20 protein-coding genes are annotated in these 23,341 nt (G+C 65.1%); 17 read left to right on the forward strand and 3 right to left on the reverse strand.

Translation table 11 applies throughout. The features are described from left to right. The first annotated feature begins 86 nt into the window (after positions 1-86). From QCM77_RS22735 to QCM77_RS22760, 6 genes are all read left to right on the forward strand, one after another. Entirely contained in the window at positions 87-1,040 is a 954-nt protein-coding gene (locus tag QCM77_RS22735; protein WP_279661451.1) for an ABC transporter permease, read from the forward strand. A gap of 206 nt (positions 1,041-1,246) precedes the next feature. Further along, a complete protein-coding gene (locus QCM77_RS22740; protein ID WP_279661452.1) occupies positions 1,247-2,149 on the forward strand; it encodes an ABC transporter permease in 903 nt (300 codons plus the stop codon). Positions 2,150-2,152: 3 nt separating this feature from the next. Beyond that, on the forward strand, positions 2,153-3,214 hold the full coding sequence (locus QCM77_RS22745) for an ABC transporter ATP-binding protein (protein WP_279661453.1): 1,062 nt from the start codon (positions 2,153-2,155) through the stop codon (positions 3,212-3,214). Then, positions 3,211-3,408, forward strand: a complete 198-nt coding sequence (locus tag QCM77_RS22750; protein WP_247362904.1) for a hypothetical protein — start codon at positions 3,211-3,213, stop codon at positions 3,406-3,408. The genes QCM77_RS22745 and QCM77_RS22750 overlap by 4 nt, the downstream gene beginning before the upstream one ends. Beyond that, positions 3,405-4,820, forward strand: coding sequence for an amidase (locus tag QCM77_RS22755; protein WP_279684962.1), 1,416 nt, complete (start codon positions 3,405-3,407; stop codon positions 4,818-4,820). The genes QCM77_RS22750 and QCM77_RS22755 overlap by 4 nt, the downstream gene beginning before the upstream one ends. Next, positions 4,817-5,794, forward strand: coding sequence for an ABC transporter ATP-binding protein (locus QCM77_RS22760; RefSeq protein ID WP_279684964.1), 978 nt, complete (start codon positions 4,817-4,819; stop codon positions 5,792-5,794). Before QCM77_RS22755 ends, QCM77_RS22760 begins: the two co-directional genes overlap by 4 nt. On the opposite strand, the gene QCM77_RS22765 is transcribed toward QCM77_RS22760, so the two are convergent. Next, positions 5,784-6,128 (reverse strand): hypothetical protein, encoded by a 345-nt coding sequence (locus QCM77_RS22765; RefSeq protein ID WP_279661456.1) that lies wholly within the window; start codon positions 6,126-6,128, stop codon positions 5,784-5,786. The genes QCM77_RS22760 and QCM77_RS22765 overlap by 11 nt on opposite strands. A 695-nt stretch (positions 6,129-6,823) precedes the next feature. On the opposite strand from QCM77_RS22765, the gene QCM77_RS22770 reads away from it, so the two are divergent. The 11 genes from QCM77_RS22770 to QCM77_RS22820 all read left to right on the forward strand — a co-directional run bounded on the left by QCM77_RS22770 (position 6,824) and on the right by QCM77_RS22820 (position 20,300). Beyond that, on the forward strand, positions 6,824-7,702 hold the full coding sequence (locus QCM77_RS22770) for a helix-turn-helix domain-containing protein (protein WP_279661805.1): 879 nt from the start codon (positions 6,824-6,826) through the stop codon (positions 7,700-7,702). 335 nt (positions 7,703-8,037) lie between these two features. Continuing rightward, the gene (locus QCM77_RS22775) at positions 8,038-9,960 is read left to right on the forward strand and encodes a YadA family autotransporter adhesin (RefSeq protein ID WP_279684965.1); all 1,923 of its coding nucleotides are present in this window, start codon (positions 8,038-8,040) and stop codon (positions 9,958-9,960) included. Positions 9,961-10,068: 108 nt separating this feature from the next. Continuing rightward, a complete protein-coding gene (locus QCM77_RS22780) occupies positions 10,069-12,225 on the forward strand; it encodes a YadA-like family protein (RefSeq protein WP_279684966.1) in 2,157 nt (718 codons plus the stop codon). 35 nt (positions 12,226-12,260) lie between these two features. Further along, positions 12,261-12,800: an invasion associated locus B family protein gene (locus tag QCM77_RS22785; RefSeq protein ID WP_279684967.1), complete on the forward strand. Its 540-nt coding sequence runs from the start codon at positions 12,261-12,263 to the stop codon at positions 12,798-12,800. 13 nt (positions 12,801-12,813) lie between these two features. Next, the gene (locus QCM77_RS22790; RefSeq protein ID WP_279684968.1) at positions 12,814-13,566 is read left to right on the forward strand and encodes a hypothetical protein; all 753 of its coding nucleotides are present in this window, start codon (positions 12,814-12,816) and stop codon (positions 13,564-13,566) included. 229 nt (positions 13,567-13,795) lie between these two features. Next, positions 13,796-14,065: a GlsB/YeaQ/YmgE family stress response membrane protein gene (locus tag QCM77_RS22795; protein ID WP_148738875.1), complete on the forward strand. Its 270-nt coding sequence runs from the start codon at positions 13,796-13,798 to the stop codon at positions 14,063-14,065. 260 nt (positions 14,066-14,325) lie between these two features. Then, the gene (locus QCM77_RS22800) at positions 14,326-16,074 is read left to right on the forward strand and encodes a type I secretion system permease/ATPase (protein ID WP_279684969.1); all 1,749 of its coding nucleotides are present in this window, start codon (positions 14,326-14,328) and stop codon (positions 16,072-16,074) included. Then, positions 16,071-17,405: an HlyD family type I secretion periplasmic adaptor subunit gene (locus QCM77_RS22805; RefSeq protein ID WP_279661461.1), complete on the forward strand. Its 1,335-nt coding sequence runs from the start codon at positions 16,071-16,073 to the stop codon at positions 17,403-17,405. Before QCM77_RS22800 ends, QCM77_RS22805 begins: the two co-directional genes overlap by 4 nt. A 223-nt stretch (positions 17,406-17,628) precedes the next feature. Continuing rightward, a complete protein-coding gene (locus tag QCM77_RS22810; protein WP_279661462.1) occupies positions 17,629-19,107 on the forward strand; it encodes an AMP nucleosidase in 1,479 nt (492 codons plus the stop codon). A gap of 153 nt (positions 19,108-19,260) precedes the next feature. Continuing rightward, entirely contained in the window at positions 19,261-19,869 is a 609-nt protein-coding gene (locus QCM77_RS22815; RefSeq protein ID WP_279684971.1) for a tetratricopeptide repeat protein, read from the forward strand. A gap of 155 nt (positions 19,870-20,024) precedes the next feature. Then, complete coding sequence (locus QCM77_RS22820; RefSeq protein ID WP_279661464.1) at positions 20,025-20,300, forward strand: DUF1488 family protein; 276 nt, start codon at positions 20,025-20,027, stop codon at positions 20,298-20,300. Positions 20,301-20,342: 42 nt separating this feature from the next. Here QCM77_RS22820 and QCM77_RS22825 read toward each other — a convergent pair whose 3' ends face one another. Then, complete coding sequence (locus tag QCM77_RS22825; protein ID WP_279684973.1) at positions 20,343-21,431, reverse strand: Zn-dependent alcohol dehydrogenase; 1,089 nt, start codon at positions 21,429-21,431, stop codon at positions 20,343-20,345. Between the two features lie 45 nt (positions 21,432-21,476). Beyond that, positions 21,477-23,261, reverse strand: coding sequence for an acyl-CoA dehydrogenase family protein (locus QCM77_RS22830; RefSeq protein ID WP_279684974.1), 1,785 nt, complete (start codon positions 23,259-23,261; stop codon positions 21,477-21,479). Positions 23,262-23,341: the final 80 nt, after the last annotated feature.

Raw genomic sequence — 23,341 nt, forward strand, 5'->3', positions numbered from 1 at the left:
GGAATAGCTATACTCGGGGACAGAACCCCTCATCCGGCGCTTCGCGCCACCTTCTCCCACAAGGGGAGAAGGAAGAAAGCGGACCAGTGCTCGCCTATATCGCCAGACGCATCGTCTACGTCATCCCGATCGTCATCAGCGTCGCGCTGGTGTGTTTTCTGCTCGTGCACATCACGCCGGGCGATCCGCTGGTCGCCGTGCTGCCGGCCGATGCCTCGCAGGAACTCGCGGCGCAGCTCCGTACCGCCTATGGTTTCGATCGCCCGTTGCCCGTGCAATTCGGCCTGTGGCTCTTGCGCGCGTTACATGGCGATCTCGGCAATTCCATTGCGACCGGGCGCCCCGTGCTCGCCGAGGTCATGCGCGCGGTCAGCAACACCGTTACGCTCGCGATTGCCGCCGCCATCATCGGCTTCACCATGGGCATCCTGCTCGGCTTGATCGCCGGCTATTTCCGCGAGACCTGGATCGACAAGCTGGCGACCTCCTTTGCCATCGCCGGCGTTTCGGTGCCGCATTACTGGCTCGGCATGGTGCTCGTCATCATCTTCTCGGTCCAGCTGAACTGGCTGCCTGCCGTTGGTGCCGGGCCTGGCGGCTCGGCCGCCTGGGCCTGGGACTGGACGCATTTGCAATACCTCGTGCTGCCGGCGATCACGACCTCGGTGATCCCGATGGGCATCGTCACCCGCACGGTGCGCGCACTGACCGGCGACATCCTCAGCCAGGACTTCGTCGAGGCGCTGCGTGCCAAGGGCCTGCATGAGCGCGGCGTGTTCCGCCACGTCATCAAGAACGCCGCGCCCACCGCGCTCGCGGTGATGGGACTTCAGCTCGGTTACATGCTCGGCGGCTCGATCCTGATCGAGACCGTGTTCTCCTGGCCGGGCTCGGGCTTCCTGCTCAATTCGGCGATCTTCCAGCGCGACCTGCCGCTGTTGCAGGGCACGATCCTGGTGCTGGCGCTGTTCTTCGTCTTCCTCAATCTGCTGGTCGACATCGCGCAAGCCGCGATCGACCCGCGCATCAAGCGGGGCTAGCCGATGAGCGAGGCTAGAGCCGTGAAAAAGGTGCGCTCCCTCCCCCGCCTGCGGGGGAGGGTTGGGGAGAGGGTATCTTCACAATCGAGAACCCCCAGGAGAGAACCCTCACCCGGCGCTGCGCGCCGACCTCTCCCGCAGGCGGGAGAGGTGCACCGCCGCCTTGGCTGGCATCGAACCAACCAAGACTCATCGGGAGCCGGCCGATGAGCGAGCTTCCGTTGTCTGTCACCAGCGATGCGGCGCTTCAGTCCGCGCCCGCGACCAAGGCGCGCGGTTATTGGGCGACCGTCGGCCGCCGCATCCGACGCGACAAGGTCAGCATGGTCTGCGCGCTGGTGCTGCTGCTGATCTTCCTCTCCGCGATCGTTGCGCCCTGGCTGGGTCTGGAAGATCCCTACAGGGGCTCGATGATCCGCCGCCTTCGGCACATCGGCACATCAGGCTATCCGCTCGGCACCGACGAACTCGGCCGCGACATGGTGGCGCGGCTGGTCTATGGCGGGCGGCTGTCGCTCCTCATCGGCATTTTACCGGTCGTCCTCGCCTTCTGCATCGGCACCTCGCTCGGCCTCGTTGCCGGCTATGTCGGCGGCAAGCTCAACACCGCGATCATGCGTACGATCGACGTGTTCTACGCGTTTCCGTCCGTGCTGCTGGCGATCGCGATCTCCGGCGCGCTCGGGGCCGGCATCCTCAATTCCATCGTGTCGTTGACCGTCGTGTTCGTGCCGCAGATCACCCGCGTCGCCGAAAGCGTCACGACAGGCGTGCGCAACATGGACTTCGTCGAAGCCGCGCGCGCCTCCGGCGCCGGACCGTTCACCATCATGCGCGTGCATATCCTCGGCAATGTGCTCGGTTCGATCTTCGTCTATGCCACCAGCCTGATCTCGGTTTCGATGATCCTTGCGGCAGGCCTGTCCTTCCTCGGCCTCGGCACCAAGCCGCCGGAGCCGGAATGGGGCCTGATGCTGAACACCTTGCGCACCGCGATCTACGTCAACCCCTGGGTCGCCGCGCTCCCTGGCGCGATGATCTTCGCGGTCTCGATCTGCTTCAATCTGCTCTCGGACGGCCTGCGCAGCGCCATGGACATCAGGAACTAGGCCATGAGCGAAACCAACCTCTCCGTCGCGATGCTGGAACCGGTCGAGGACCGCGGCGGCGTCGCGCAGCCGCTGCTTCAGGTCAACGGCCTGACCAAGCATTTCCCGGTGCGTGGCGGATTGTTCGCCGCAAAGCGCACCGTGCGTGCGGTTGATGATGTCTCGTTCACCGTCGCCAAGGGCGAGACCGTCGGCATCGTCGGCGAGTCCGGCTGCGGCAAGTCGACCACCGCGCGGCTTCTGATGCATCTGATGCCGCGCGATACCGGCGACATCATCTATGACGGGATGAGCGTCGGCCAGTCGCTCTCCTTGCGAGAGCTGCGCCGTGGCATGCAGATGGTGTTCCAGGATTCCTATGCCTCGCTCAATCCGCGCCTGACCATCGAGGAATCGATCGCCTTCGGCCCGAAGGTGCACGGCATGGCCGATGGCGCGGCGCGGACGCTGGCGCGCGAGCTGCTGGGCAAGGTTGGCCTGGTCCCTGCAAACTTCGCCAACCGCTACCCCCACGAGATCTCCGGCGGCCAGCGCCAGCGCGTCAACATCGCGCGGGCGCTGGCGCTCTCGCCGCGGCTGGTAATTCTGGACGAGGCCGTTTCCGCGCTCGACAAGTCCGTCGAAGCGCAGGTGCTCAATTTGCTCGCCGATCTCAAGAGTGAGTTCGGGCTGACCTATCTCTTCATCAGCCACGACCTCAACGTCGTGCGCTACATCAGTGATCGCGTGCTGGTGATGTATCTCGGCGAGGTCGTCGAGCTCGGTCCGGTCGACCGGGTCTGGGACAGGCCTGCGCATCCCTACACGCGTGCGCTGCTGGCCGCGATGCCGTCCTCCGATCCCGACCGCCGCACCGAGACGCCGCCGATCACGGGCGATCCGCCCAATCCGATCGATCCGCCCTCGGGCTGCCGCTTTCACACCCGTTGCCCGTTTGCGGAGCCGCTCTGCGCAAATGCGACACCAAAACTCACCGCGCTCGATAGAATGGGCCACGAGGCCGCGTGCTACATGGCGATCCCGGGTTCAGGCCATAGCCGTGCGCCGGAGAAGGAAACCGCATGACGAGACCAACGACAAAAGAGATCAAGGCGACGGCACAAGTCGCCGGCGTTCCCGTCGACGACGAGATTGCAACGCGCATCTCCAATTCCATCGGACCCGCTTTCGAAGGCTTTGCGGCCATCGCCGGCACGCTGCCGTTCGACCTCGAGCCCGCGCTCTATCCGATCGCGCAAACTGCGAAGGTCTCGAAATGAACACCGAGCCCGCATTGATGACGCTCACCGAGGTCGCGCGCGCGATCGCGATGAAGCAGGTGTCCTCCCATGAGGTGACGCGCGCGCTGCTGCACCGCATTTCGCAGTGGCAGCCGCATCTCAACGCCTTCATGTCGATCGAATCCGAGGTGGCGTTGAAGGCCGCCGGTGCCGCCGACGCCGAGCTCGCCAAGGGCGAAATGCGCGGCCCGCTGCATGGCGTGCCGCTGGCGCACAAGGATATGTATTACGATGCCGGCCACGTCGCGACCTGCGGCTCGCTGATCCGCCGCGATTTCGTTCCGACCGTCACCTCCACCGCCTTGCAGCGGCTGAAGGACGCCGGCCAGGTTCGCCTCGGCACGCTGCATCTCGCCGAATTCGCCTATGGCCCGACCGGCCATAACGCCCATTACGGCCCGGTGCGCAATCCCTGGAACGTCGCGCACATCACCGGCGGCTCGTCGTCAGGTTCCGGCTCGGCGGTCGCGGCGCGATTGACCTATGCCGCGCTCGGCTCCGACACCGGCGGCTCGATCCGCATGCCCGCGCATTTCTGCGGCGTCACGGGATTGAAGACCACCGTTGGCCGCGTCAGCCGGGCCGGCGCGATGCCGCTGTCGCAATCGCTCGACACGGTCGGCCCGCTCGCCCGCACCGCCGAGGATTGCGCGCTGCTGCTGGCGCTGATGGCCGGCCCTGATCCCGAGGATTCGACCTGCAGCCATGAGCCGCTGTCTGACTATGTCGGCGCGACCAAGGGCTCGCTGAAGGGCCTCAAGATCGGGGTCCCTTCGTCCTTCTATGTGGACGATCTCGACGGCGAAGTCGCGCGCGTGCTGGACGAGACCATCGCGGTGCTCAAGCGTGAGGGTGCCGACATCGTCACGGTTGAGCTGCCCGACCAGCGGCAATTGTCCTCCGCGAGCCAGCTCGTGCTTGCAGCCGAAGCCGCCGCCTTCCACAAGCGCTGGATGATCGAGCGGCCGCAGGATTATGGCCCACAGGTGTTGATGCGGCTTCAGAACGGTCTCGCCGTTCCCGCCATCACCTATCTCGAGGCAATGCGCTGGCGCGGTCCTGCGCTCGCCGCGCACAACGCCGCGACATCAGGCGTCGACGCGGTGATCGCTCCGGCGTCCCCGGTGCCGGCCCCGACGATCGAGGAGAGCGACGTCGGCGGCGGGCCGAACGCGCCGGCGCTGTTGCAACGGCTGACGCTGTTCACCCGTCCGGTGAATTATCTCGGCCTGCCGTCGCTCACGGTGCCCTCGGGCTTCACCAAGAGCGGTCTACCGATCGGCATGCAGCTGATCGGCCGCTCCTTCGATGAAGCGACCTTGCTCACCATCGGCGCCGCATTCCAGCGCGCCACCGATTACCACGATAGGCTGCCGAAACTTCCGTCATGACAAAGCTCGTCGAGATCTCAGGCCTCAACATCCGCTTCACCGGCGAACGCACGGTCTATGCCGTGAACGACCTCAGCCTCTCGCTCGGCGATGGCGAGGTGCTGGGCCTGCTCGGCGAGTCCGGTTCGGGCAAGAGCGTGACGCTGCGTGCGCTGATGCGGCTATTGCCGAAGAAGCGCACGCAGATCGCGGGCAAGGTCAACGTCATGGGCCGCGACGTGCTCGCCATGAACGACGACGAACTCTCGTCGTTCCGCGGCCAGACCGTGTCGATGATCTTTCAAGAGCCCGCGCTCGCGCTCGATCCGGTCTACACCATCGGCGCGCAGATCGTCGAGAGCGTCGTGCGCCACGAAGGCAAGAGTTACGCCGAAGGCCGCGCGAGAGCGCTGGAGATGCTCGAGGTCGTGCGCATTCCTTCCGCAAAACGCCGGCTCGATGCCTATCCGCATGAAATGTCCGGCGGCATGCGCCAGCGCGCGATGATTGCGCTGGCGCTCGCCTGCAAGCCGAAAATCCTGCTGGCGGACGAGCCGACTACCGCGCTCGATGCCACCGTGCAGATTCAGATCCTGCTGCTGTTGCGCGAACTGCAGCGCGAGTTCGGCATGTCCGTCATCTTCGTCACCCACGACATCGGCGTCGCCATCGAGATCTGCGACCGCGTCGCGGTGATGTATGCCGGCCAGATCGTCGAGCAAGGCACGCTCCGCGACATCGTCCGTTCGCCGGTGCATCCCTACGCCAAGGGCCTGCTCGCCTCCACGATCCACGGCGCCAAGCGCGGGCAGCGTCTCGAAACCATCCCCGGCACTCCGCCTTCACTCGCCGAGAGACCACACAACTGCTCCTTCGCCTCGCGCTGCACGGTCGCGCAGCCGCGCTGCCTGGAGCAGCTGCCACCGAACGTGGAGGTGGGGCCGGGCAGGGCGGCAAGGTGTATACTGGCCGAGCCGGTGATCGCTAGAGCATGATCCGGAAAAGTGCGAAGCGGTTTTCCGAAAAGATCATGCTCAAACAACAACCTAACGCGCGATGATGATTCATTCTCATCTCATCGCGCTTTAGGTAAGGAGTGTGCTGCTTCTGGCCGCGTTCGAGCAGATCGTGCCGGTTGATCGCCGCCAAATAGGCGTCGAGACGACCAGACAATCGAGCCGGCTCAATTGTCCGACCGCTTTGACGTGCAGCTTGACGATCCCTGGAACCAGACTCACCTCCGAGTGCGAGACCCGGCGTGTCGCGCATCTCATCGGAGCGATAGAACCGTCGCGAATGCCGCAGCACGCAACAGAATTTTCTCGGCATGCGTGTCGCACGAATTGGATTCGCGTGCCACGCGATGGATTGCCGCATCAATAACAAGTGTACCCACGTGTCGTCAACGAGATCGCTTGCAGGGATTCTCGCAATACCCACCGATCGTGCTTAGGTCGCTCCTCTCCGGCGCCATGCTTTTTGCCTCCGCGCCAAGATCGAGAAAGTTTTCGGAAGATTGTGCGATGATGCGTGGCCCGATCGCATCGCATGAAGTCATTTTCGAGTTTCTTCACGACGCGCATTGCCGCCCCTCTGGTTCTCGCGCAAATTGTTCTCTAGATCAGCCAGACCGAATCGGTGACGGAGCTTCCGAGCCGGATACGGCAATGACGCGGCACGACCGCGACAGGAGCCTGCATCAGCCCTATCAGGAGCGTCCGGCGTAAGCAGGTGATGGCCACATGGATGCCGCTTCTTTGTCTCGCTGAAGTTCGCCGGTCTGTCAGACGCGCGCGACAAAACCTTGGGAATGCGCTTCCGTTAGGCCGACGTACGTCGTGCCGCCGGGGCGAAAGTACATGCAACAAGATGACAACCGGCCCGCGAGCGCGGCAAAGCTCCTGGAACAAGTTCCCCTGCCACGCGAGCCCCGGGACGCGAGGGATATAGCGCCGGCGCCGCCGCGGCTGTTCTCGACCCGGCCCTATCCAGCGCCGGAACAGTTTGACGTCTGGAAAACGCGCATGGCCTCGTTGCTCGATGTCGCGCCACCGGATGGCCACGATTCCGCACGGGGATTCGAAGTCGAATACCTGACCTGCAACATGGCTGACGTCGTGTTTACGTCCGGACGGTTTGCTGCTCAAACCTTCGCGCGCATTTCCGCGCCATCCCCGGTCGATATCTGGTGGTTGTTCCGTGTGCGCTCGGGAGAAGCCTGGTTCGAGACCGGCGAGCGGCAGATCCATGCCGGGCCTGGGGCGATGTTCATGATTTCGCTCGACGACGACTTTCGCGGCCGCATCTCGGATTATGAGGGTCTGGTGATTGGGTTGCGGCGGGACGCATTCGAGCGCGTGGCGGAGCAGCTCGACAGCGTTTGCAACACCATCCTGACCGGCAATCTGATCGAGCTGCTGGCCGATTATCTGGATCGGCTCGAAATGCGCGTCATCCAGTTGTCATCGGACGAGCTGAGGCAGGCCGGGCGTGCGACGGCGAGCATGATCGCCGCATGTATCGAGCTGTCCGGCACCAGGCTGGAGCAGGGGCGAGGCGCCATCGAATCGATCCTGTTCGTGCGCGCCCGCGAGTATATAGAGGCGCATCTGGGCGAGTTTGACCTCACGCCGAATCGCGTGGCGGAACAATTGCGGGTCTCGCGCTCGAATCTCTACCGTGCCTTCGAAAGCGTCGGCGGCGTGGCCGGCTATATCATGCGCAGGCGTCTGCGTGCCGCGCATGCGGAACTGTTCGCAAGCGCGGACAAACGGGTGCAGGAGATCGCCTATCGCCATGGCTTCAAGCAGGCGTCTGATTTCACGCGCGCCTTCCGCCGTGAATTCGGCGTCAGCCCGCGCGTGGCGCGCGAACGGGCGCGTGGCGCATCAACGGCGGGTTGAATTGCGAGGAGATCGCGCGGGTTCCGTGCCGATCGTTCAAATTGTGAGACGATCTGCCAGCTATTTGGACGGGCTGCCGAGTGACGCTGACTCAATTGTGTCTATCCTTTTCCACCATGACGACTCGGGGGCAACTTGATGGCAGCCGGGCGAGCGCTGGGTGGCACGATGCGCTCGTTTAGCTTGATATGCCATCGGCCAGGACCGGACGGTGATCGCGCGATGCGCGATCATTTCCAGGCGTCCATGATGTCTGTCCGACAGATCCGCGCTTCGGTGCGGTCTTCGGCGCAGCGACCCTCGCGTTGGACAAGCTGTCACGAAGGGTACACACCATGGCTGTCGCACACGACTCGACCGAATCGCTGAAGCTTCAAGGGCGCACCGGTTTCGTCCGGAGTTGGCTCGCGTCGGGCGACGCGGGCAGCACTTCGCTGCGGCGCCGGCTGCTGTCGGTGCTGCGTCGGGCGCTCGGGGTGAAGCGCGACAGGCCGGGGCTTGGGATGCTGGCCGCGGGAGCAACGGTTGGCGCGATGCTTGTCGTGATGGCGGTCATGGCTCCCCGGGCGGCGCTTGCCCAGGTTGCCATCGGCAATGGAGTTTTGAGCAACCCGGCCAACTGCACCAACCCCACTGCAGCAACCGCAGGCAGCACTGCTCTTGGTTGCGGCGCTCACGCAGCCGGCGCCAGTGCAACCGCCATTGGCACTGGCACCAATGCGAATGGTCAGAACTCCCTGGCGATCGGCGATGCGAACAGCGCAACCGGCGATGGTTCGATCATCGTGGGCTATTCCAATTCTGTGAACGGCCTCAATGCGATCGGTATGGGTGTCTTTGCAAACGCGACCGGCGTCAATGCCCTCGCGGTCGGCGGAAACGCGCACGCCACTGCGGACGGATCGAGCGCCTTCGGTGTCAACACCACGGCAAGTGGGGCAAGTTCCCTTGCTTTGGGTTCGTCGGCCAATGCTTCCGGTGGTGCCTCGATCGCGATTGGATTGTCCTCCACCGCCTCATCTTCGAACGGTTCGGGCACGGCCATAGGGGTCGGCTCCAAAGCAAACGCCGGAACCGGTGGCGGTTCTCCGATCGCCATCGGCGTGAATGCCAACGCCAGCGGGACCGCGCCGAGCGGCTTCACGTTCGAGGCTGTTGCGCTCGGCACAACCGCCACCGCGACGGGCGCGTGGTCGACCAGCGTCGGTTCGAGCGCATCCGCAACGGGGACGGGAGCCAGTGCGTTAGGTACGTCCGCCGCAGCGTCAGCAAATCAAGCCACCGCCATCGGTAACGGGGCGAAAGCCTCCGCGGTCGGCAGCGCATCCCTTGGATACCTTGCCAACGCGAGCGGCGGCAACGCCGCCGCGGTTGGCGTCCAGTCGGTCGCGTCGGGTACCAGCTCACTGGCGGCCGGCAATCTCGCAACGGCGTCAGGAAATTTCGGCGTTGCCCTGGGTAATCAGGCGCAGGCGCTGAGCTCCGGGGGCTCGGTCGCAATCGGATCGGGCGCAATCGTCAACAATGCGGCGACAGGCGGCGTCGCGATCGGTAACAACGCGGCGTCGAGTGGTGCTAATTCGATCGCCACGGGCGTTAGCGCCGTCGCCAGCGCCGTCAATGCCTTTGCCGCGGGATTTCAGGCCAATGCGTCGGCGGCCAGCGCTATCGCCATCGGCAACAATGCCGCGGCCAGTTCCGCCAACGCGGTCGCCCTGGGCACCAATGCGGTGGCGACCGGCGGCCAGGCGGTCTCCATCGGCGCGAACAACGTCGCCTATGGCAACGGCGCCGTGACGATCGGCGATCCGAGTTACGCCAGCGGCACCGGCGCCTTCACCGGCGGTGCAAACAACATCGCCAATAGTGACGGCACCGCGACCGCCACCGCCGCCAATCAGGCCGCCGGCGCCGTCGCGATCGGCAACAACAACAAGGCGATCGGTCAGGGCTCCGTGGCGCTGGGCAACGGCTCCACGGCGGGCGCGGCCGGTCTTGCGGGCAATGTCGCGCTGGGTGACGGCGCAACGGCGGCGGCAAAATCCGGCGATGTCGCGCTCGGCTCCGGCAGCGTCACCGCTGTGGCGGTCGGCACGCCGAACACCGTGATCAACGGCACCACCTACAGCTTCGCCGGCACCACGCCGGTCTCGACAGTCAGCGTCGGTGCGCTCGGCGCCGAGCGCACCATCACCAATGTCGCGGCGGGCCGGATCAGCAACTCTTCGACCGATGCGATCAACGGCTCGCAGCTCTGAGCCACCAACCAGGCCGTCGACGGCCTTGCGACCACCGTCAACAACATCAGCACCGGCGGCGGCATCAAGTACTTCCATGCCAATTCGACGCTGGCGGATTCGTCCGCGGTGGGGACCAACGCGGTTGCCATCGGACCGGTGTCGACCGCGACCGGCAGCGGCTCGGTCTCGATCGGCAACGGCGCGACCGCCGCGAACGCCAATGATATCGCGCTTGGCTCGGGCAGCCAGACCACCACGGCGGTCGGCACGCCAGGCATCGTCGTCGGCGGCACCAACTACGCCTTCGCCGGCACGACCCCGACCTCAACGGTCAGCGTTGGCACGCTCGGCAACGAGCGCACCATCACCAACGTCGCGGCGGGCCGGATCAGCAACAGCTCGACGGATGCGATCAATGGCTCGCAGCTGTGGGCCGCTACCTCCGCAATCGACAGCCTCTCGACCGTCGTCAGCAACGGCCTGACGCACTATTATGGCGTCAACGACGGCGGCACCCAACAGGCCAACTACAACAACAACGGCGCGACCGGAACCAATTCGATGGCGGCCGGCGTTGCGGCGTCGGCGACGGCTGCAGGAGCGACTGCGCTTGGCTTCAACACCCAGGCCACGGTTGCCGATGGCGTGGCGATCGGCTCGGGGTCGATATCCAGCCGCGCGCTCGCACCGGCTTCCGGCACGATCGGCGGCACCATCATCCCCTACAACACCACCGATCTTGCGCTGCTCGGCGCGGTTTCGGTCGGCAATGCGACGAGCTATCGGCAGATCACGAACGTGGCCGACGGCACCCAGAGCAGCGACGCCGTCACCGTGCGGCAGCTGACCGCCGCGCTGCAATCGTTCGCGACCACGACCTCGATGTACTTCCACGCCAACTCGACGCTGGCGGATTCATTGGCGGTCGGAAACAATTCCATCGCGGTGGGACCGGGGACGGTCGTCAATGGCGACAACGGAATCGGCATGGGCTTCGGCGCGACCGTGCAGCAGACCGCGCCCGGCGGCATTGCAATCGGCCAGAATTCGCTCTCCAGTTTCGCCGATTCGATTGCGTTCGGAACCAATGCGCAGGCCAACGGCGTCCAGTCGGTGTCGATCGGCGCGGGATCCCAGACGTCCAACCCGACCAGCGTTGCGCTCGGTCCGAACGCCAAGGCGACGGCGCAGGCCGGCGACGTCGCGCTCGGCGCCAATTCGACGACCTCGACGGTGGTCAGGACCACCAGCACCACGATCGGTGGCACCACCTACAATTTCGCCGGCACGACACCGACCTCGACGGTCAGCGTCGGCAGCGCCGGTTCGGAGCGCACCGTCACCAACGTTGCGGCGGGACAGATCACTTCGACCTCGACCGACGCGATCAACGGCTCGCAGCTCTGGGCCACCAACGTCGCGCTGGACAACCTCTACACCACCGTCAGCAACATCAGCAGCGGCGGAGGCGGCGTCAAATATTTCCACGCCAATTCGACGGCGGCGGATTCCATTGCGACGGGCGCGGAGAGCGTCGCGATCGGACCGCAGTCGGTCGCGAGCGGCGCAAATGCGATCTCGATGGGCAACGGCTCCGCCGCGTCGGCCGACAATTCGGTCGCGATCGGCGCCGGCGCCAAGGCGACGCAGGCCAACTCGCTGGCGCTCGGTGCGAACGCGACCACCACGGCCAATCTGAGCGATGCGGCCTATACGCCCGTTGTCGGCAAGAGCGTTGCGGGCGTGGCGACCGGCGAAGTGTCGGTTGGCTCGTCCGGGGCCGAACGCCGCGTCACCAATGTTGCCGCAGGCTCTGCCGCGACCGACGCGGTCAATGTCAGCCAGCTCCAGGCGGTGGCGTCGAGCTCGATCCGCTATGACACCGACGGCTCCGGCAACACCACCAACAAGCTGACGCTGAACAGCGGCAACGGCGCGCCGGTGACGATCAGCAATGTGGCGGCGGGCGTCGCCGGCACCGATGCGGTCAACCTCAACCAGCTCAACAGCGCCTTCGAGCAGCTCAACGGCCGGATCGGCGAGGTGCGGCAGGACGCCTGGCGTGCGGCCGCGATCGGCATGGCCGCCGCATCGCTGCGCTATGACGACCGGCCCGGCAAGGTGAGCGCATCGGCGGGCGGCGGCATCTGGCGCAGTCAGGGCGCGCTGGCCTTCGGCATTGGATACACCAGCGAGAACGGACGGCTGCGCAGCAACGCGGCGGCGACCACCGCCGGTGGCGACTGGGGCGTCAGCGCCGGCGTGAGCGTGACGCTCAATTGACGCTGGGGTCGACGAGGCGGCTCGCGTGTCTGGCCTTGGCGATCTGGCTCGGGGAGGCGGCAAGCGCTGCCGCGCAGAGCGCGCCGCCGCCTGCTTACGCCGTGAAGCCGTCGGACGTCGTGGTGCCGGAGGGCGAGACGCTCGGCGAGTTCAGGCGGATGATCCAGCCGTTCAGGAACTGGACCTTGATTTGCGACGAGAGTCTCAAAACGAAGCGGCGGGTCTGCAACGTCACGCAGTCGATCGTCAATGCGCAGGGTGCGGTCGCCTTCAACTGGTCGCTGATCGCGACCGCCGACGGCAAGCCGCTGATGGCGTTGCGGATTCCCGCAGTCGGCGGCGTCCGTGCGCAGATCGAGCTCGCGATGGGCGATAGTCCGGACCGCATTGTCGCCCAGACCGATCGCTGCGACGCCAACTTTTGCTTCGCCACGATTGCGATCGGCAATGTGCTCAGGCGGCACATCCGCGCGGCGACGCCGTGCCGCGTGTCCTACCAGTCCCCGCAAGGAGGGCCGATCGTGGTGGAGGCGCCGCTCGACGGACTGTCCGGCGTGCTGGCGAAACTGAAGTGACCGGGAGCGAAGCATGCGGAGCCAGAACTCGGAGCGCCGTATCGAGGTGCAGGGCAAGAGGAAGATGATGCCGATGCGACTGAAGACCCCCATCCTGATTTTCGCGGCGGTCGTCGTGGCGGCGCTCAGTGCAGCCGGCGTCGTGGGATATGCCCAGCAGATCCAGCCTGCCCAGGCGCCGCCGATGCCGTTGCAGCCGGGGGCTCCGGAGCCGGCCAAGAAGCCCGCCGCCGCGAAATCGCAACCGCACAAGCCGCGTCCACAGGAGGTGCAGACACCGCCTTCTGCCGCGGCATCCGCTCCGCCGCAGCAGGCGGGGCAGCAACCGACCGTGTTCGACGATCATGCGCGGCAGGGCAATATCGTGACGTGCGCCAATCTGTTTGGAACGCTCGGCCGCGGTCTGGCGGCGAACTCCAACTACACCGCGCAGTCGCAGTGGGACGCCAAGGCCGGCAACGCCCATTCGGCGCAGTCGCTGGTCGCGCTAGCGCCGAACCAGCCCGCCCAGGGCAACGCCAATCAGCAGGCCGCCGGTGTCGTGTTTGCTGCACCGGTCGGATCGACCTGCGAAGGCAATCTGGTGCGGGTGACGCCCCGGATGGAGAGCTGCCCGACCGTTGCCGCCGAGCTCGCCAAGCTCAACGGGCAGAATGGCGCGCTCGGTGATCTCGCGACGATCGCACTGCCGAACGGCGCGCAAGTGGTGCTCGTTCCGTTCGGCAACGCCTGTATCGCGGTGACGGCACTTCGCATAGCCGGGTAGCGCCGCCGCTCACGCCGACGTGAGGGAGCGGTCGCTCCTCACGACGAAAATCCTTCGTGCCAGCTCGGGGTTATCGCGATTCAGCGGGACCATTTCGGCCACGGCCGTTCTACTGTGTGCATGGGGTCGTTTTCGCCTTTTTTGCCGGGGGTGTGGAGAAGAGGGCATTCACACCTCATTCATCCCGGTTCCGCTTCCATGGAACCGTTCACGGAGAGGGACCTCACTTATGTACATTTCCAATGAAGGCCTGCTTGTCATCCTGTTCGTCGGCCTGGTGGCCGGCTGGCTGGCCGGTAAGGTGGTGCGCGGAACCGGGTTCGGCATCATCGGGGACATCGTGGTCGGTATCGCCGGTGCGCTGGTCGCAAGCTTCCTGTTTCCGAAGCTCGGCATTCACATCGGCACCGGGCTGATATCCGAGATCGTCTATTCCGCGATCGGCGCGGTCATCCTGTTGCTGGTGGTGCGGCTGGTACGCGGCGGCGGCCGGTTCTAACGGCGCTGAGTTCAGTTGATCCAACTTTTGACCTCTCCCCGCCCGGGGAGAGGTGACATGTCTGCAAGAAAAAGCCGCAAGACTGTGAGATTCCGGACTTGCGTGCGAGGCCGGTCGGGGGTGATGTGGGCCATAGGGGTCCCGGATTATTCGACTGCGTTGGGCGAAAAACGCAAACGCGATGTTAATCCGGGTCAATTACTCCTGAATTTGCCTTTGAAATCAGCGGCTTTGGCCCCCACCCGAAAGAGATCAGACTGATGGCAGCCGTTCCCGGCGTCCGCCGCTCAGAGCTCGGTGACGCGCTGCGCGCTTGTCGCACGGCGTTTGTCGGCGTCGGCTTGATGAGCTGTATGATCAACCTGCTGTATCTGACCGGGTCGATCTTCATGCTGGAGGTCTACGACCGGGTGCTGCCGAGCCGCAGTATTCCGACCTTGGTCGGCCTGATCGTCCTCGCCAGCGGCCTCTACATGGCGCAGGGCGTGCTCGACATGATCCGCAATCGGATCCTGGGACGAGTCGGCACCGCGCTGGACGAAGCCCTGAACAAGCGCGTGTTCGACACCATCGTGCGCCTGCCGCTGCTGGTTGGCAGCCGCAACGAGGGGCTTCAGCCGCTGCGCGATCTCGACAATGTCCGCTCCTTCCTCGGCGGCATGGGACCGAGTGCATTCTTCGACCTGCCCTGGCTGCCGCTCTATCTCGCCATCTGCTTCGCCTTCCACGTCATGATCGGCGTCACCGCGCTGATCGGCGCCGTCATCCTGGTCGGGTTGACGCTGGTCACCGAATTCATGTCCCGCCAGCCGGCGCGCGAGGCGATGGGCCTCGCCGCCCAGCGCAACGATCTCGCCCAGGCCAGCCGTCGCAACGCCGAGGTGATGGTGTCGATGGGCATGGCCGGCCGGATGAACGCGCGCTGGAGCGAGGCCAACGAAAAATACCTCGACGGCAACCAGCGTGCGAGCGACGTCGCCGGAGGTCTCGGCGCGGTCGCAAAAGTGCTGCGCATGATGCTGCAATCGGCCGTGCTCGCGGTCGGCGCCTACCTCGTCATCCATCAGGAGGCGACCGCCGGCATCATCATCGCCGGCTCGATCCTCTCGGCACGTGCGCTTGCGCCGGTCGATCTTGCGATCGCGCACTGGAAATCCTTTGTCGCGGCGCGCCAGAGCTGGCACCGCCTGACCCGCCTTTTGGAGCAGATGCCGGCGCAGACGATGCCGACCCAGTTGCAGGCGCCCGCCAGCCGCCTCTCGGTCGAAGGCATCGCCATGGTGCCGCCGGGCGACCAGCGCCTCATCGTGCAGGACGTCACCTTTGCACTCGAAGCCGGCAACGGCCTCGGCGTGATCGGACCGAGCGGTTCCGGCAAGTCGTCGCTGATCCGCGCGCTGGTCGGCGTCTGGCAGCCGGTCCGCGGCAAGGTGCGGCTTGACGGCGCGGCGCTCGACCAATGGTCGTCGGACATGCTCGGCCGCCACATCGGCTATCTGCCGCAGGACGTCGAATTGTTCGGCGGCACCATCGCGCAGAACATCAGCCGCTTCGATCCCGAAGCGACGTCCGACGGCATCATCGCCGCGGCGAAAGAGGCTGGCGTGCACGAGATGATCATCAAGATGCGCGAGGGCTACAACACCCAGGTCGGCGAGCAGGGCACCGCGCTCTCCGCAGGCCAGGCGCAGCGCGTGGCGCTGGCGCGCGCGCTCTACGGCAACCCGTTCCTGATCGTGCTCGACGAGCCCAATTCCAATCTCGACACCGAAGGCGACGAGGCGCTGACCCGCGCCATCCGTGCGGCGCGCGAGCGCGGTGCCATCGTCATCGTGGTGGCGCACCGCCCGATCGGCGTCGAAGCGGTCGACCAGATCCTGGTGCTGCGCGATGGCCGCATGCAGGCCTTCGGGCCGAAGGAACAGGTGCTCGCCCAGGTGCTCCAGCCGCCGCGCGTGACGCCGCCGACACCGATCAAGATCGTCAGCGAAGGCGGAGCCAAGGCATGAGCACGATGGCGATCGGCGGCGGGAAGCCTGCCGCAAAGCGGACCGTGCGGGAATCGATCCGGTTTCATCTGATGCTCGGGCTTGGGATCGTGCTGGTCCTCCTGGTCGGTCTCGGCGGCTGGGCGTCGACCGTGCAAATCTCGGGCGCACTAATCGCGCCGGGTCAGATCGTGGTCGAATCCAACGTCAAGAAGGTGCAGCATCCGACCGGCGGCGTCGTCGGCGAGCTGCGCGCCCACGATGGTGATGTGGTCAAGGCCGGCGACGTCGTAGTGCGGCTCGACGACACCGTCACCAAGGCCAACCTCGCCATCGTCACCAAGAATCTCGACGCGGCACAGGCACGCGCAGCACGGCTCCAGGCCGAGCAGCGCGGTATCGACAAGATCGACTTCCCGCAATCGCAGCTTGATCGCGGCAATGATCCCGACGTCAAGGCGCTGCTCTCCGCCGAAACCAAGCTGTTCGACGTCCGCGTCTACGGTCGCGCCGGCCAGAAGGCGCAGCTGCGCGAGCGCATCCAGCAGCTCAACGAGGAGATCGAGGGACTCTCAGCGCAGGAGCGAGCCAAGGACAGGGAAATCTCGCTGGTGCAGCAGGAGCTGGTCGGTGTCCGCGATCTCTACGACAAGCACCTGGTGCAGATATCCCGCTTGACCACGCTCGAGCGCGATTCCGCCCGCCTCAACGGCGAGCGCGCGCAGTACATCGCCTCGCGGGCGCAGGCCAAGGGCAAGATCACCGAGACCGAGCTCCAGATCATCCAGGTCGACAAGGACATGGTCAGCGAGGTCTCCAAGGATCTGCGCGAGACCAACGACAAGATCGGCGAAATGATCGAGCGCAAGGTCGCCGCCGAGGATCAACTTCGCCGCGTCGACATCCGCGCGCCGCAGGACGGCATGGTACTGCAATCGACCGTGCATACCGTCGGTGGCGTCGTCACCGCCGGCGACGCCCTGATGCTGATCGTGCCGCAGGCCGACGATCTCCAGGTCGAGGCCAAGGTCAATCCGGTCGATATCGACAAGCTTCAGATCGGCCAGAAGACGCTGCTGCGCCTCTCCGCCTTCAACCAGCGCACCACGCCCGAGCTCAACGGCGTCGTCAGCCGCGTGTCACCCGACGTCACCACCGACCAGCGCACCGGCCAGAGCTACTACACGATCCGCGTCTCGCTGTCCGCAGAAGAGGTCGCCAAGCTCGGCGATTCCAAGCTCATCCCCGGCATGCCGGCGGAAGCCTTCGTCCAGACCGGCGACCGCACTATGCTGTCCTATCTGATGAAACCGCTGCACGACCAGTTCATGCGGGCGTTCCGGGAGAAGTGACGCGCGAAAGCGCGTCATCTCGGAGCGGGCTCGCTGACCTCGCCCGGCTTGGCCTGGCGATCCAGTATTCCAGAGACGGCTGTGATAAACCGGAACGCTGCGGCGTACTGGATGCCCCGGTCGGGGCATGACGCGGTGCGGGCGTCGCGCAAGCGCCCTTCGCTGACGATTGCCTCCGTTCTTGCTATAGTTCGATTCAGCCCCAGCAACCCGGCGTCGAACAATGCAATCCATCCAATCCCCACCCTCCATCGCCACCGAATCCTTCTCCGACGCTGGCCTCGCGGTCGCCCGCCTCGAAGAAATCTACGAGCGCAACACAAAGTTCCTGCGCGACCGGTTCGAGGCTTACGTCAACGGCGAGGCGGTCACGACGCGGGTGCGGGCCTTCTATCCCTTCGTCCGTGTCACCACCGCGACGTATGCGCGGCTGGATTCGCGTCTCGCCTACGGTTTCGTCGCCCGGCCCGGTGTGCACGAGACCAGCGTCACCCGTCCGGATCTGTTCCGAACCTATCTCACCGAGCAGATCGGATTGTTGATCCAGAACCACGGCGTCCCGGTCGAAATCGGCGAGTCCAGCGAACCGATCCCCGTTCACTTCGCCTATCGCCGCGATATCAACATCGAAGCTGCCATCACCACCGGCGAGAACTCCGCCGTCACGCGATCGCTGCGCGATGCGTTCGACGTGCCTGATTTGTCCACCATGGACGATGCCATCGCCGACGGCACCTTCGAGCTTCAGCCCGGCGCGCCCGAGCCGCTGTCCCTGTTTCGGGCGGCCCGCGTCGACTACTCGCTGCGCCGGCTCTACCACTACACGGGCACGGACCCCGAATATTTCCAGAATTTCGTGATCTTCACCAACTACCAGTTCTATGTCGACGCCTTCGCGCAGCTCTGCCAGCAGCGCCTTCAGGCTGGCGAGGCCGGCCTCGAAGCTTTCGTCGCTCCCGGCAATGTGATCACGCACAGCGGCGGCGCAACGACGGGCGTTGCGCCCGCGCGCACGCCGCAGATGCCGGGCTTTCACCTGGTCGCGCCCGGCTATCGCGGCATCACTCTGATCAACATCGGCACCGGCCCGTCCAACGCGCGCAACGTCACCGACCACGTTGCCGTGCTGCGGCCCCATGCCTGGCTGATGCTCGGCCATTGCGCGGGCCTGCGCAACACACAGCGGCTCGGCGACTACGTCCTTGCGCATGGTTACGTGCGTGAGGACCATGTGCTTGACCGCGAGTTGCCGCTGTGGGTGCCGATCCCGGCGCTGGCGGAGATGCAGGTCGCGCTCGAGCAGGCGGTCGAGGACGTCACGGGCCTCGAGGGCTTTGAGCTCAAGCGCCTGATGCGTACCGGCACCGTCGCGAGCGTCGACAACCGCAATTGGGAGATCAGCGGGCCCGAGGTTATTCGCCGTATGTCTCAATCGCGCGCGGTTGCACTCGACATGGAATCGGCCGCGATTGCGGCCAACGGCTACCGTTTTCGCGTCCCCTACGGCACGCTGCTGTGCGTCTCCGACAAGCCGCTGCACGGCGAGATCAAGCTCGCGGGCATGGCCAGCGAATTCTACCGCCGCCGCGTCGGCCAGCATCTCGAGATCGGCCTGAAGGCGCTGGAACGGCTCAAGCAGCAGGAATCGGAGCGGCTGCATTCGCGAAAGCTCCGCAGTTTCGCCGAAGTTGCGTTCCAGTAGCGCGTCCTCCCACTTGCCGGCAGGATCTGGCAGCACGACTGTCGCAAGCACGACACTGACGTCTCTGTGAGAACGCAAGCATTCCGGAATATCGCCGTCGGAGCAGGGTTATCACGTCGTCTGGGGTTGCGTTGGCAGAAACAGGAGGCAGCAATGATCACAGCGATGATCAAATTTGTCGTGCCGGGAATGCTCGCGGCGGCGTTGTTCGCTTCGCCTATGTTGGCCGCAGGAGGCGGCGGTGGTGGTGGCGGTAGCGCCAGTTCCACCGATCCCTATGCGGGCGCTTATTCGGACCAGAAAGCGCAGCCAGCCTACCCGAAACGTTCCAACCCAAAGGCAACCCAGAAAGGCAAGAAGCCAAACAACCAGTCGCGCATCGATGATCCCGCATTCGCGGCCGGCTACCGTGTGGCATATGACACGATCTACGAGCGCAACGACTACGCCGCTGCGATCGAGCAGTTGAAAGCGCTGGACCATGACGATCATCCGAACGTCGCCAACCTCATCGGCTACTCCTATCGCAAGCTCGGCGACTACAAGCAGTCGCAGATCTGGTACGAGCGCGCGCTGAAGGCCGATCCGAATCACGTGCTGACCTGGCAGTATTATGGGCTCTGGCAGCTCGAGCAGGGCAACCGCGAGCAGGCGATGTATCACCTAGGTCGTATCGCCGCGATCTGCGGCCGCGATTGCGAAGAGTACAAGTCTCTGGCGATTGCGCTGGACAAACCTACTGGCACGGCTCTCGTTTATTGAGAACGTAGGGCGGGGTTGGCGAAGCGTAACCCGCCATTTTCGACGACTGCTCGGGACAAGGAAGTGGGCTACGCCTTCGGCTAACGCACCCCACGCATGGTGACAACGCGCTGGATTTTCAGCATTGTCCGCCCGGGGGCGAACGGGACAATCTGATGCCGCTGATGCGCGACAGGATCATTGGCCATGACCGCGAACGGCTGGCCTTTCGCTTCACCATGCTGAACGACGACGAAATCGTGCAGTGCCAGATCAGCGACGCCGCGATGGACGGGCTTGCGGGTATGCAGGGCACCGAAAGCAGCGCGCGGCAGGCGCAGTTCATGTCGCTGCGCGAGACCATCGAGCGGCTCGCGTCAGACCTCTACGACGAGGCGCCGCGGGTCAAGGGCCATGTGGTGCGGATCTTTACGCGACATTTGGGAGGGTAGTGCCGCTCCATCCTCCGCGGTCATGCCCAATCTCATCGCGCTTTAGCTGTCAAACATGATCACGCTGCGCAGCGTCTTGCCGGCTTTCATATTGGCAAAACCCTCGTTGATCTCGGAGAGCTTCAGCTTGGCCGAGATCCAGTTCTCCAGATGCAGCCGTCCCCGCAGGTAGAAATCCACCAGCCGCGGCATGTCGACGCGAAAATGGTTCGAACCCATCGACGAGCCCTGGATCCTGCGCTCGCGCAGGAAGTCGAAGCCGTGCAGCTCGATCTTCTGGCCGAACGGAATCATGCCGACTATGGTGGCCGTGCCGCCCGAAGCGAGCATGCCGAAAGCCTGCTCGGCGGTCTCCTTGCGGCCGAGCACCTCGAAGGAATGATGCACGCCGCCATTGGTGAGATCGCGCACCTGCTTCACGATGTCGCCGTCCGCCGGGTTGATGATGTCGGTGGCGCCCAGCTTGGTCGCGAGCTGGAGCTTGGCCGGATTGGTGTCGATGGCAATGATGCGGCCGGCGCCTGCGATCTGCGCGCCGTTGATCGCAGCCATGCCGACACCGCCGCAGCCGATCACGGCCACGGTCTCGCCGGCCGTCACCTTCGCCGTGTTCACGACCGCGCCGTAGCCGGTGATGACGCCGCAGCCGATCAGCGCCGCAAGATCGAGCGGCATCTCCTTGCGGATTTTGACGATCGCGTTCTCGTGCACCAGCATCTGCTCGGCGAAGGACGAGAGGTTGAGGAACTGATGCAGCTTCTCGGAGCGGGCCCATTGCATTCGATTGGAGGCGCCCGGCAGCAATTTTACCGTGGTGTCGGTGCAGAGCACCGTGCGGCCGGTGGTGCAATTGTCGCAGGTGCCGCAGAACACCGAAAGGCAGGTGACGACATGATCGCCGGGCTTCACATAAGTCACGTCGGAGCCGACCTGCTCGACGACACCGGCGGACTCGTGCCCGAGCACCGCGGGCAGCGGATGCGGATAAAGCCCTTCCATGAAGTGCAAATCGGAGTGGCAGAGGCCTGCGACCGACGTACGGATCAGGACCTCGCGCGGGCCCGGCTTCGGCAGGCTGACATCCTCGATGACCAGGGGCTTGTTGACTTCATGGAGGACGGCGGCCTTCATCGAGCACTCCCTATCGCTTTTTTTTGCCTTGAACGCGGGTGCAGCCTACGCTGCCAGAACCAGTTCGCCAACCTCGCTCATGCTGCCAGCGCGATCACCGAGCAGCAGCGCGGCGATCTTCTGCTGCACGGCATTTTCCGTCAGCCGGAACGGGTCACTTGGTGATACGCGGTGATCGATCACGAGGCGCGACAGCAGCAGCCTTCGCGCATCGCCGCGCATGTCGTGAATACGATGCGCCTCCCAGGCGAGCGCGACAGCACTGGCGACATGATAGAGCAGGCTGGTGGCGCGCCGCGCATCGGCCTCGTTGTCGGCCTTTCCCGCGACCTCGCGTGCGAAGCCGACCGCGCGATCGGTGAGATCGCGCAGCCGGTCGCGCCAGGCCTGCGGCACCGAGGGACTGTCATCGAGGCGGGCGTGCAGATCGGCTGCGAGCGCGGATTCGGCGCCGTGGCGGCCGACGGCGCGCTTGAGCGCATCGATCGCGACGATGTTGCCGGTGCCTTCCCAGATCGAACCGAGATGCGCGTCGCGCAGCAGGCGGGCGGTCGCGAATTCCTCGATATAGCCGATGCCGCCGCGCATCTCGAGCGCATCGCCGCAGACTTTTCGCGCATCACGCGTGGCGCGGAATTTCAAGGTCGGCGTCAGGATGCGCAGCAGCGCAGCCGCATCCTGGCTGCCGGCCTCGGCACGGTCGAGTGCGTCCGCGGTGAGAAAGCTCATCGACAGTGCCTGCTCGACCGGCAGCATGATCTTCAGCATCTGGCGCCGGCCCAGTGGCAGGTCGATGATGCGGTTGCCGAACACGACGCGGTTCTTCGCCACCGTCATCGCATCGTGATAGGCCCGCCGCATCAGCGCGGTGGATTTGACGCCATTTGAAAGCCGCGATGAGTTCACCATCTCGGCCATCTGCACAAAACCGCGGTCGAGCTTGCCGACCGCGTAGGCGATCGCGCCTTCGAGCTTGATCTCACCCGAGGCCATCGAGCGCGTGCCGAGCTTGTCCTTCAGCCGCACGATCCGGTAGTGGTTCTGCGAACCGTCGTCGAGGAAGCGCGGCATCAGGAACAGGCCGAGGCCGCGTGTGCCGGGGCCGGCGCCTTCGGGGCGCGCCAGCAGCATCACGACTTTTGCATCGGCGTTCGAGCAGAACCATTTTTCGCCGGTGAGGCGCCAATGGTCGCCCTCCTGTACGGCCGTCGTGGTCAGCGTGCCGACGTCGGAGCCGCCTTCCTTCTCGGTCATGAACTGGCCGCCTTGCGTCAGCTTGCTCATGTCGGTCTGGGTCAGGCCGTCGAGATATTTCGCCTTCAGCGCCTCGCTGCCGAAATTCGCCAGCAGTTTTGCGCAACCGTCGGTGACGTTGATCGGGCAGCCCATACCGAATTCGGTCTGGTTGAACAGGAAGGTGAAGGCGTGCTTGGCGACGACGGGATATTTGTCCGGCCAGCCCATGATGCCCTTGCGGATCGAGAGCGCGTGGATGCCGAACTCGCCGAAGGCCGCGTTCTCCAGCTCGCGATAGGCCGGATGGTATTCGATCCACTGCACGTCGCGGCCGAACTTGTCGCGCTGGTGCAGCATCGGCGTATGCCGGTCGGCGAGCCGCGCGCAGTCGTCGAGACGGCCGCCGGCCAATTCACCCAGGCGATCGAGATGCGGCTCGATGTGGCGGAATAGCGTCTCCGGCAGATGAATGCGCAGGAGATCGGTGAGCGCCTGATCGGCGCGGTAGAAATTCATGCCTGATGTATCGGGTGCCAGCAGGCCGGACGGTGCGGCCGCGACATGTTTCTGCTGCGTTGTGGCTGGCCGTCGCATGATCGTCCTCTTCGTTTCCGCGCCCTGCGGTCATTTTGCGCTGATTTGGCGCTTGCCGCTTGGGATGATGTCGATCATGC

Origin of the sequence: Bradyrhizobium nivariense (assembly GCF_029846695.2) — a bacterium.
GTDB lineage: Bacteria > Pseudomonadota > Alphaproteobacteria > Rhizobiales > Xanthobacteraceae > Bradyrhizobium.

Bases quoted from the DNA above. Each gene is read 5' to 3' on its own strand.
- QCM77_RS22740 (WP_279661452.1), top strand. From the start codon at position 1,247: ATGAGCGAGCTTCCGTTGTCTGTCACCAGCGATGCGGCGCTTCAGTCC.
- QCM77_RS22745 (WP_279661453.1), top strand. From the start codon at position 2,153: ATGAGCGAAACCAACCTCTCCGTCGCGATGCTGGAACCGGTCGAGGAC.
- QCM77_RS22750 (WP_247362904.1), top strand. From the start codon at position 3,211: ATGACGAGACCAACGACAAAAGAGATCAAGGCGACGGCACAAGTCGCC.
- QCM77_RS22755 (WP_279684962.1), top strand. From the start codon at position 3,405: ATGAACACCGAGCCCGCATTGATGACGCTCACCGAGGTCGCGCGCGCG.
- QCM77_RS22760 (WP_279684964.1), top strand. From the start codon at position 4,817: ATGACAAAGCTCGTCGAGATCTCAGGCCTCAACATCCGCTTCACCGGC.
- QCM77_RS22765 (WP_279661456.1), bottom strand. From the start codon at position 6,128: ATGCCGAGAAAATTCTGTTGCGTGCTGCGGCATTCGCGACGGTTCTAT.
- QCM77_RS22770 (WP_279661805.1), top strand. From the start codon at position 6,824: ATGGCCTCGTTGCTCGATGTCGCGCCACCGGATGGCCACGATTCCGCA.
- QCM77_RS22775 (WP_279684965.1), top strand. From the start codon at position 8,038: ATGGCTGTCGCACACGACTCGACCGAATCGCTGAAGCTTCAAGGGCGC.
- QCM77_RS22790 (WP_279684968.1), top strand. From the start codon at position 12,814: ATGCGGAGCCAGAACTCGGAGCGCCGTATCGAGGTGCAGGGCAAGAGG.
- QCM77_RS22795 (WP_148738875.1), top strand. From the start codon at position 13,796: ATGTACATTTCCAATGAAGGCCTGCTTGTCATCCTGTTCGTCGGCCTG.
- QCM77_RS22800 (WP_279684969.1), top strand. From the start codon at position 14,326: ATGGCAGCCGTTCCCGGCGTCCGCCGCTCAGAGCTCGGTGACGCGCTG.
- QCM77_RS22805 (WP_279661461.1), top strand. From the start codon at position 16,071: ATGAGCACGATGGCGATCGGCGGCGGGAAGCCTGCCGCAAAGCGGACC.
- QCM77_RS22810 (WP_279661462.1), top strand. From the start codon at position 17,629: ATGCAATCCATCCAATCCCCACCCTCCATCGCCACCGAATCCTTCTCC.
- QCM77_RS22815 (WP_279684971.1), top strand. From the start codon at position 19,261: ATGATCACAGCGATGATCAAATTTGTCGTGCCGGGAATGCTCGCGGCG.
- QCM77_RS22820 (WP_279661464.1), top strand. From the start codon at position 20,025: ATGCCGCTGATGCGCGACAGGATCATTGGCCATGACCGCGAACGGCTG.
- QCM77_RS22825 (WP_279684973.1), bottom strand. From the start codon at position 21,431: ATGAAGGCCGCCGTCCTCCATGAAGTCAACAAGCCCCTGGTCATCGAG.
- QCM77_RS22830 (WP_279684974.1), bottom strand. From the start codon at position 23,261: ATGCGACGGCCAGCCACAACGCAGCAGAAACATGTCGCGGCCGCACCG.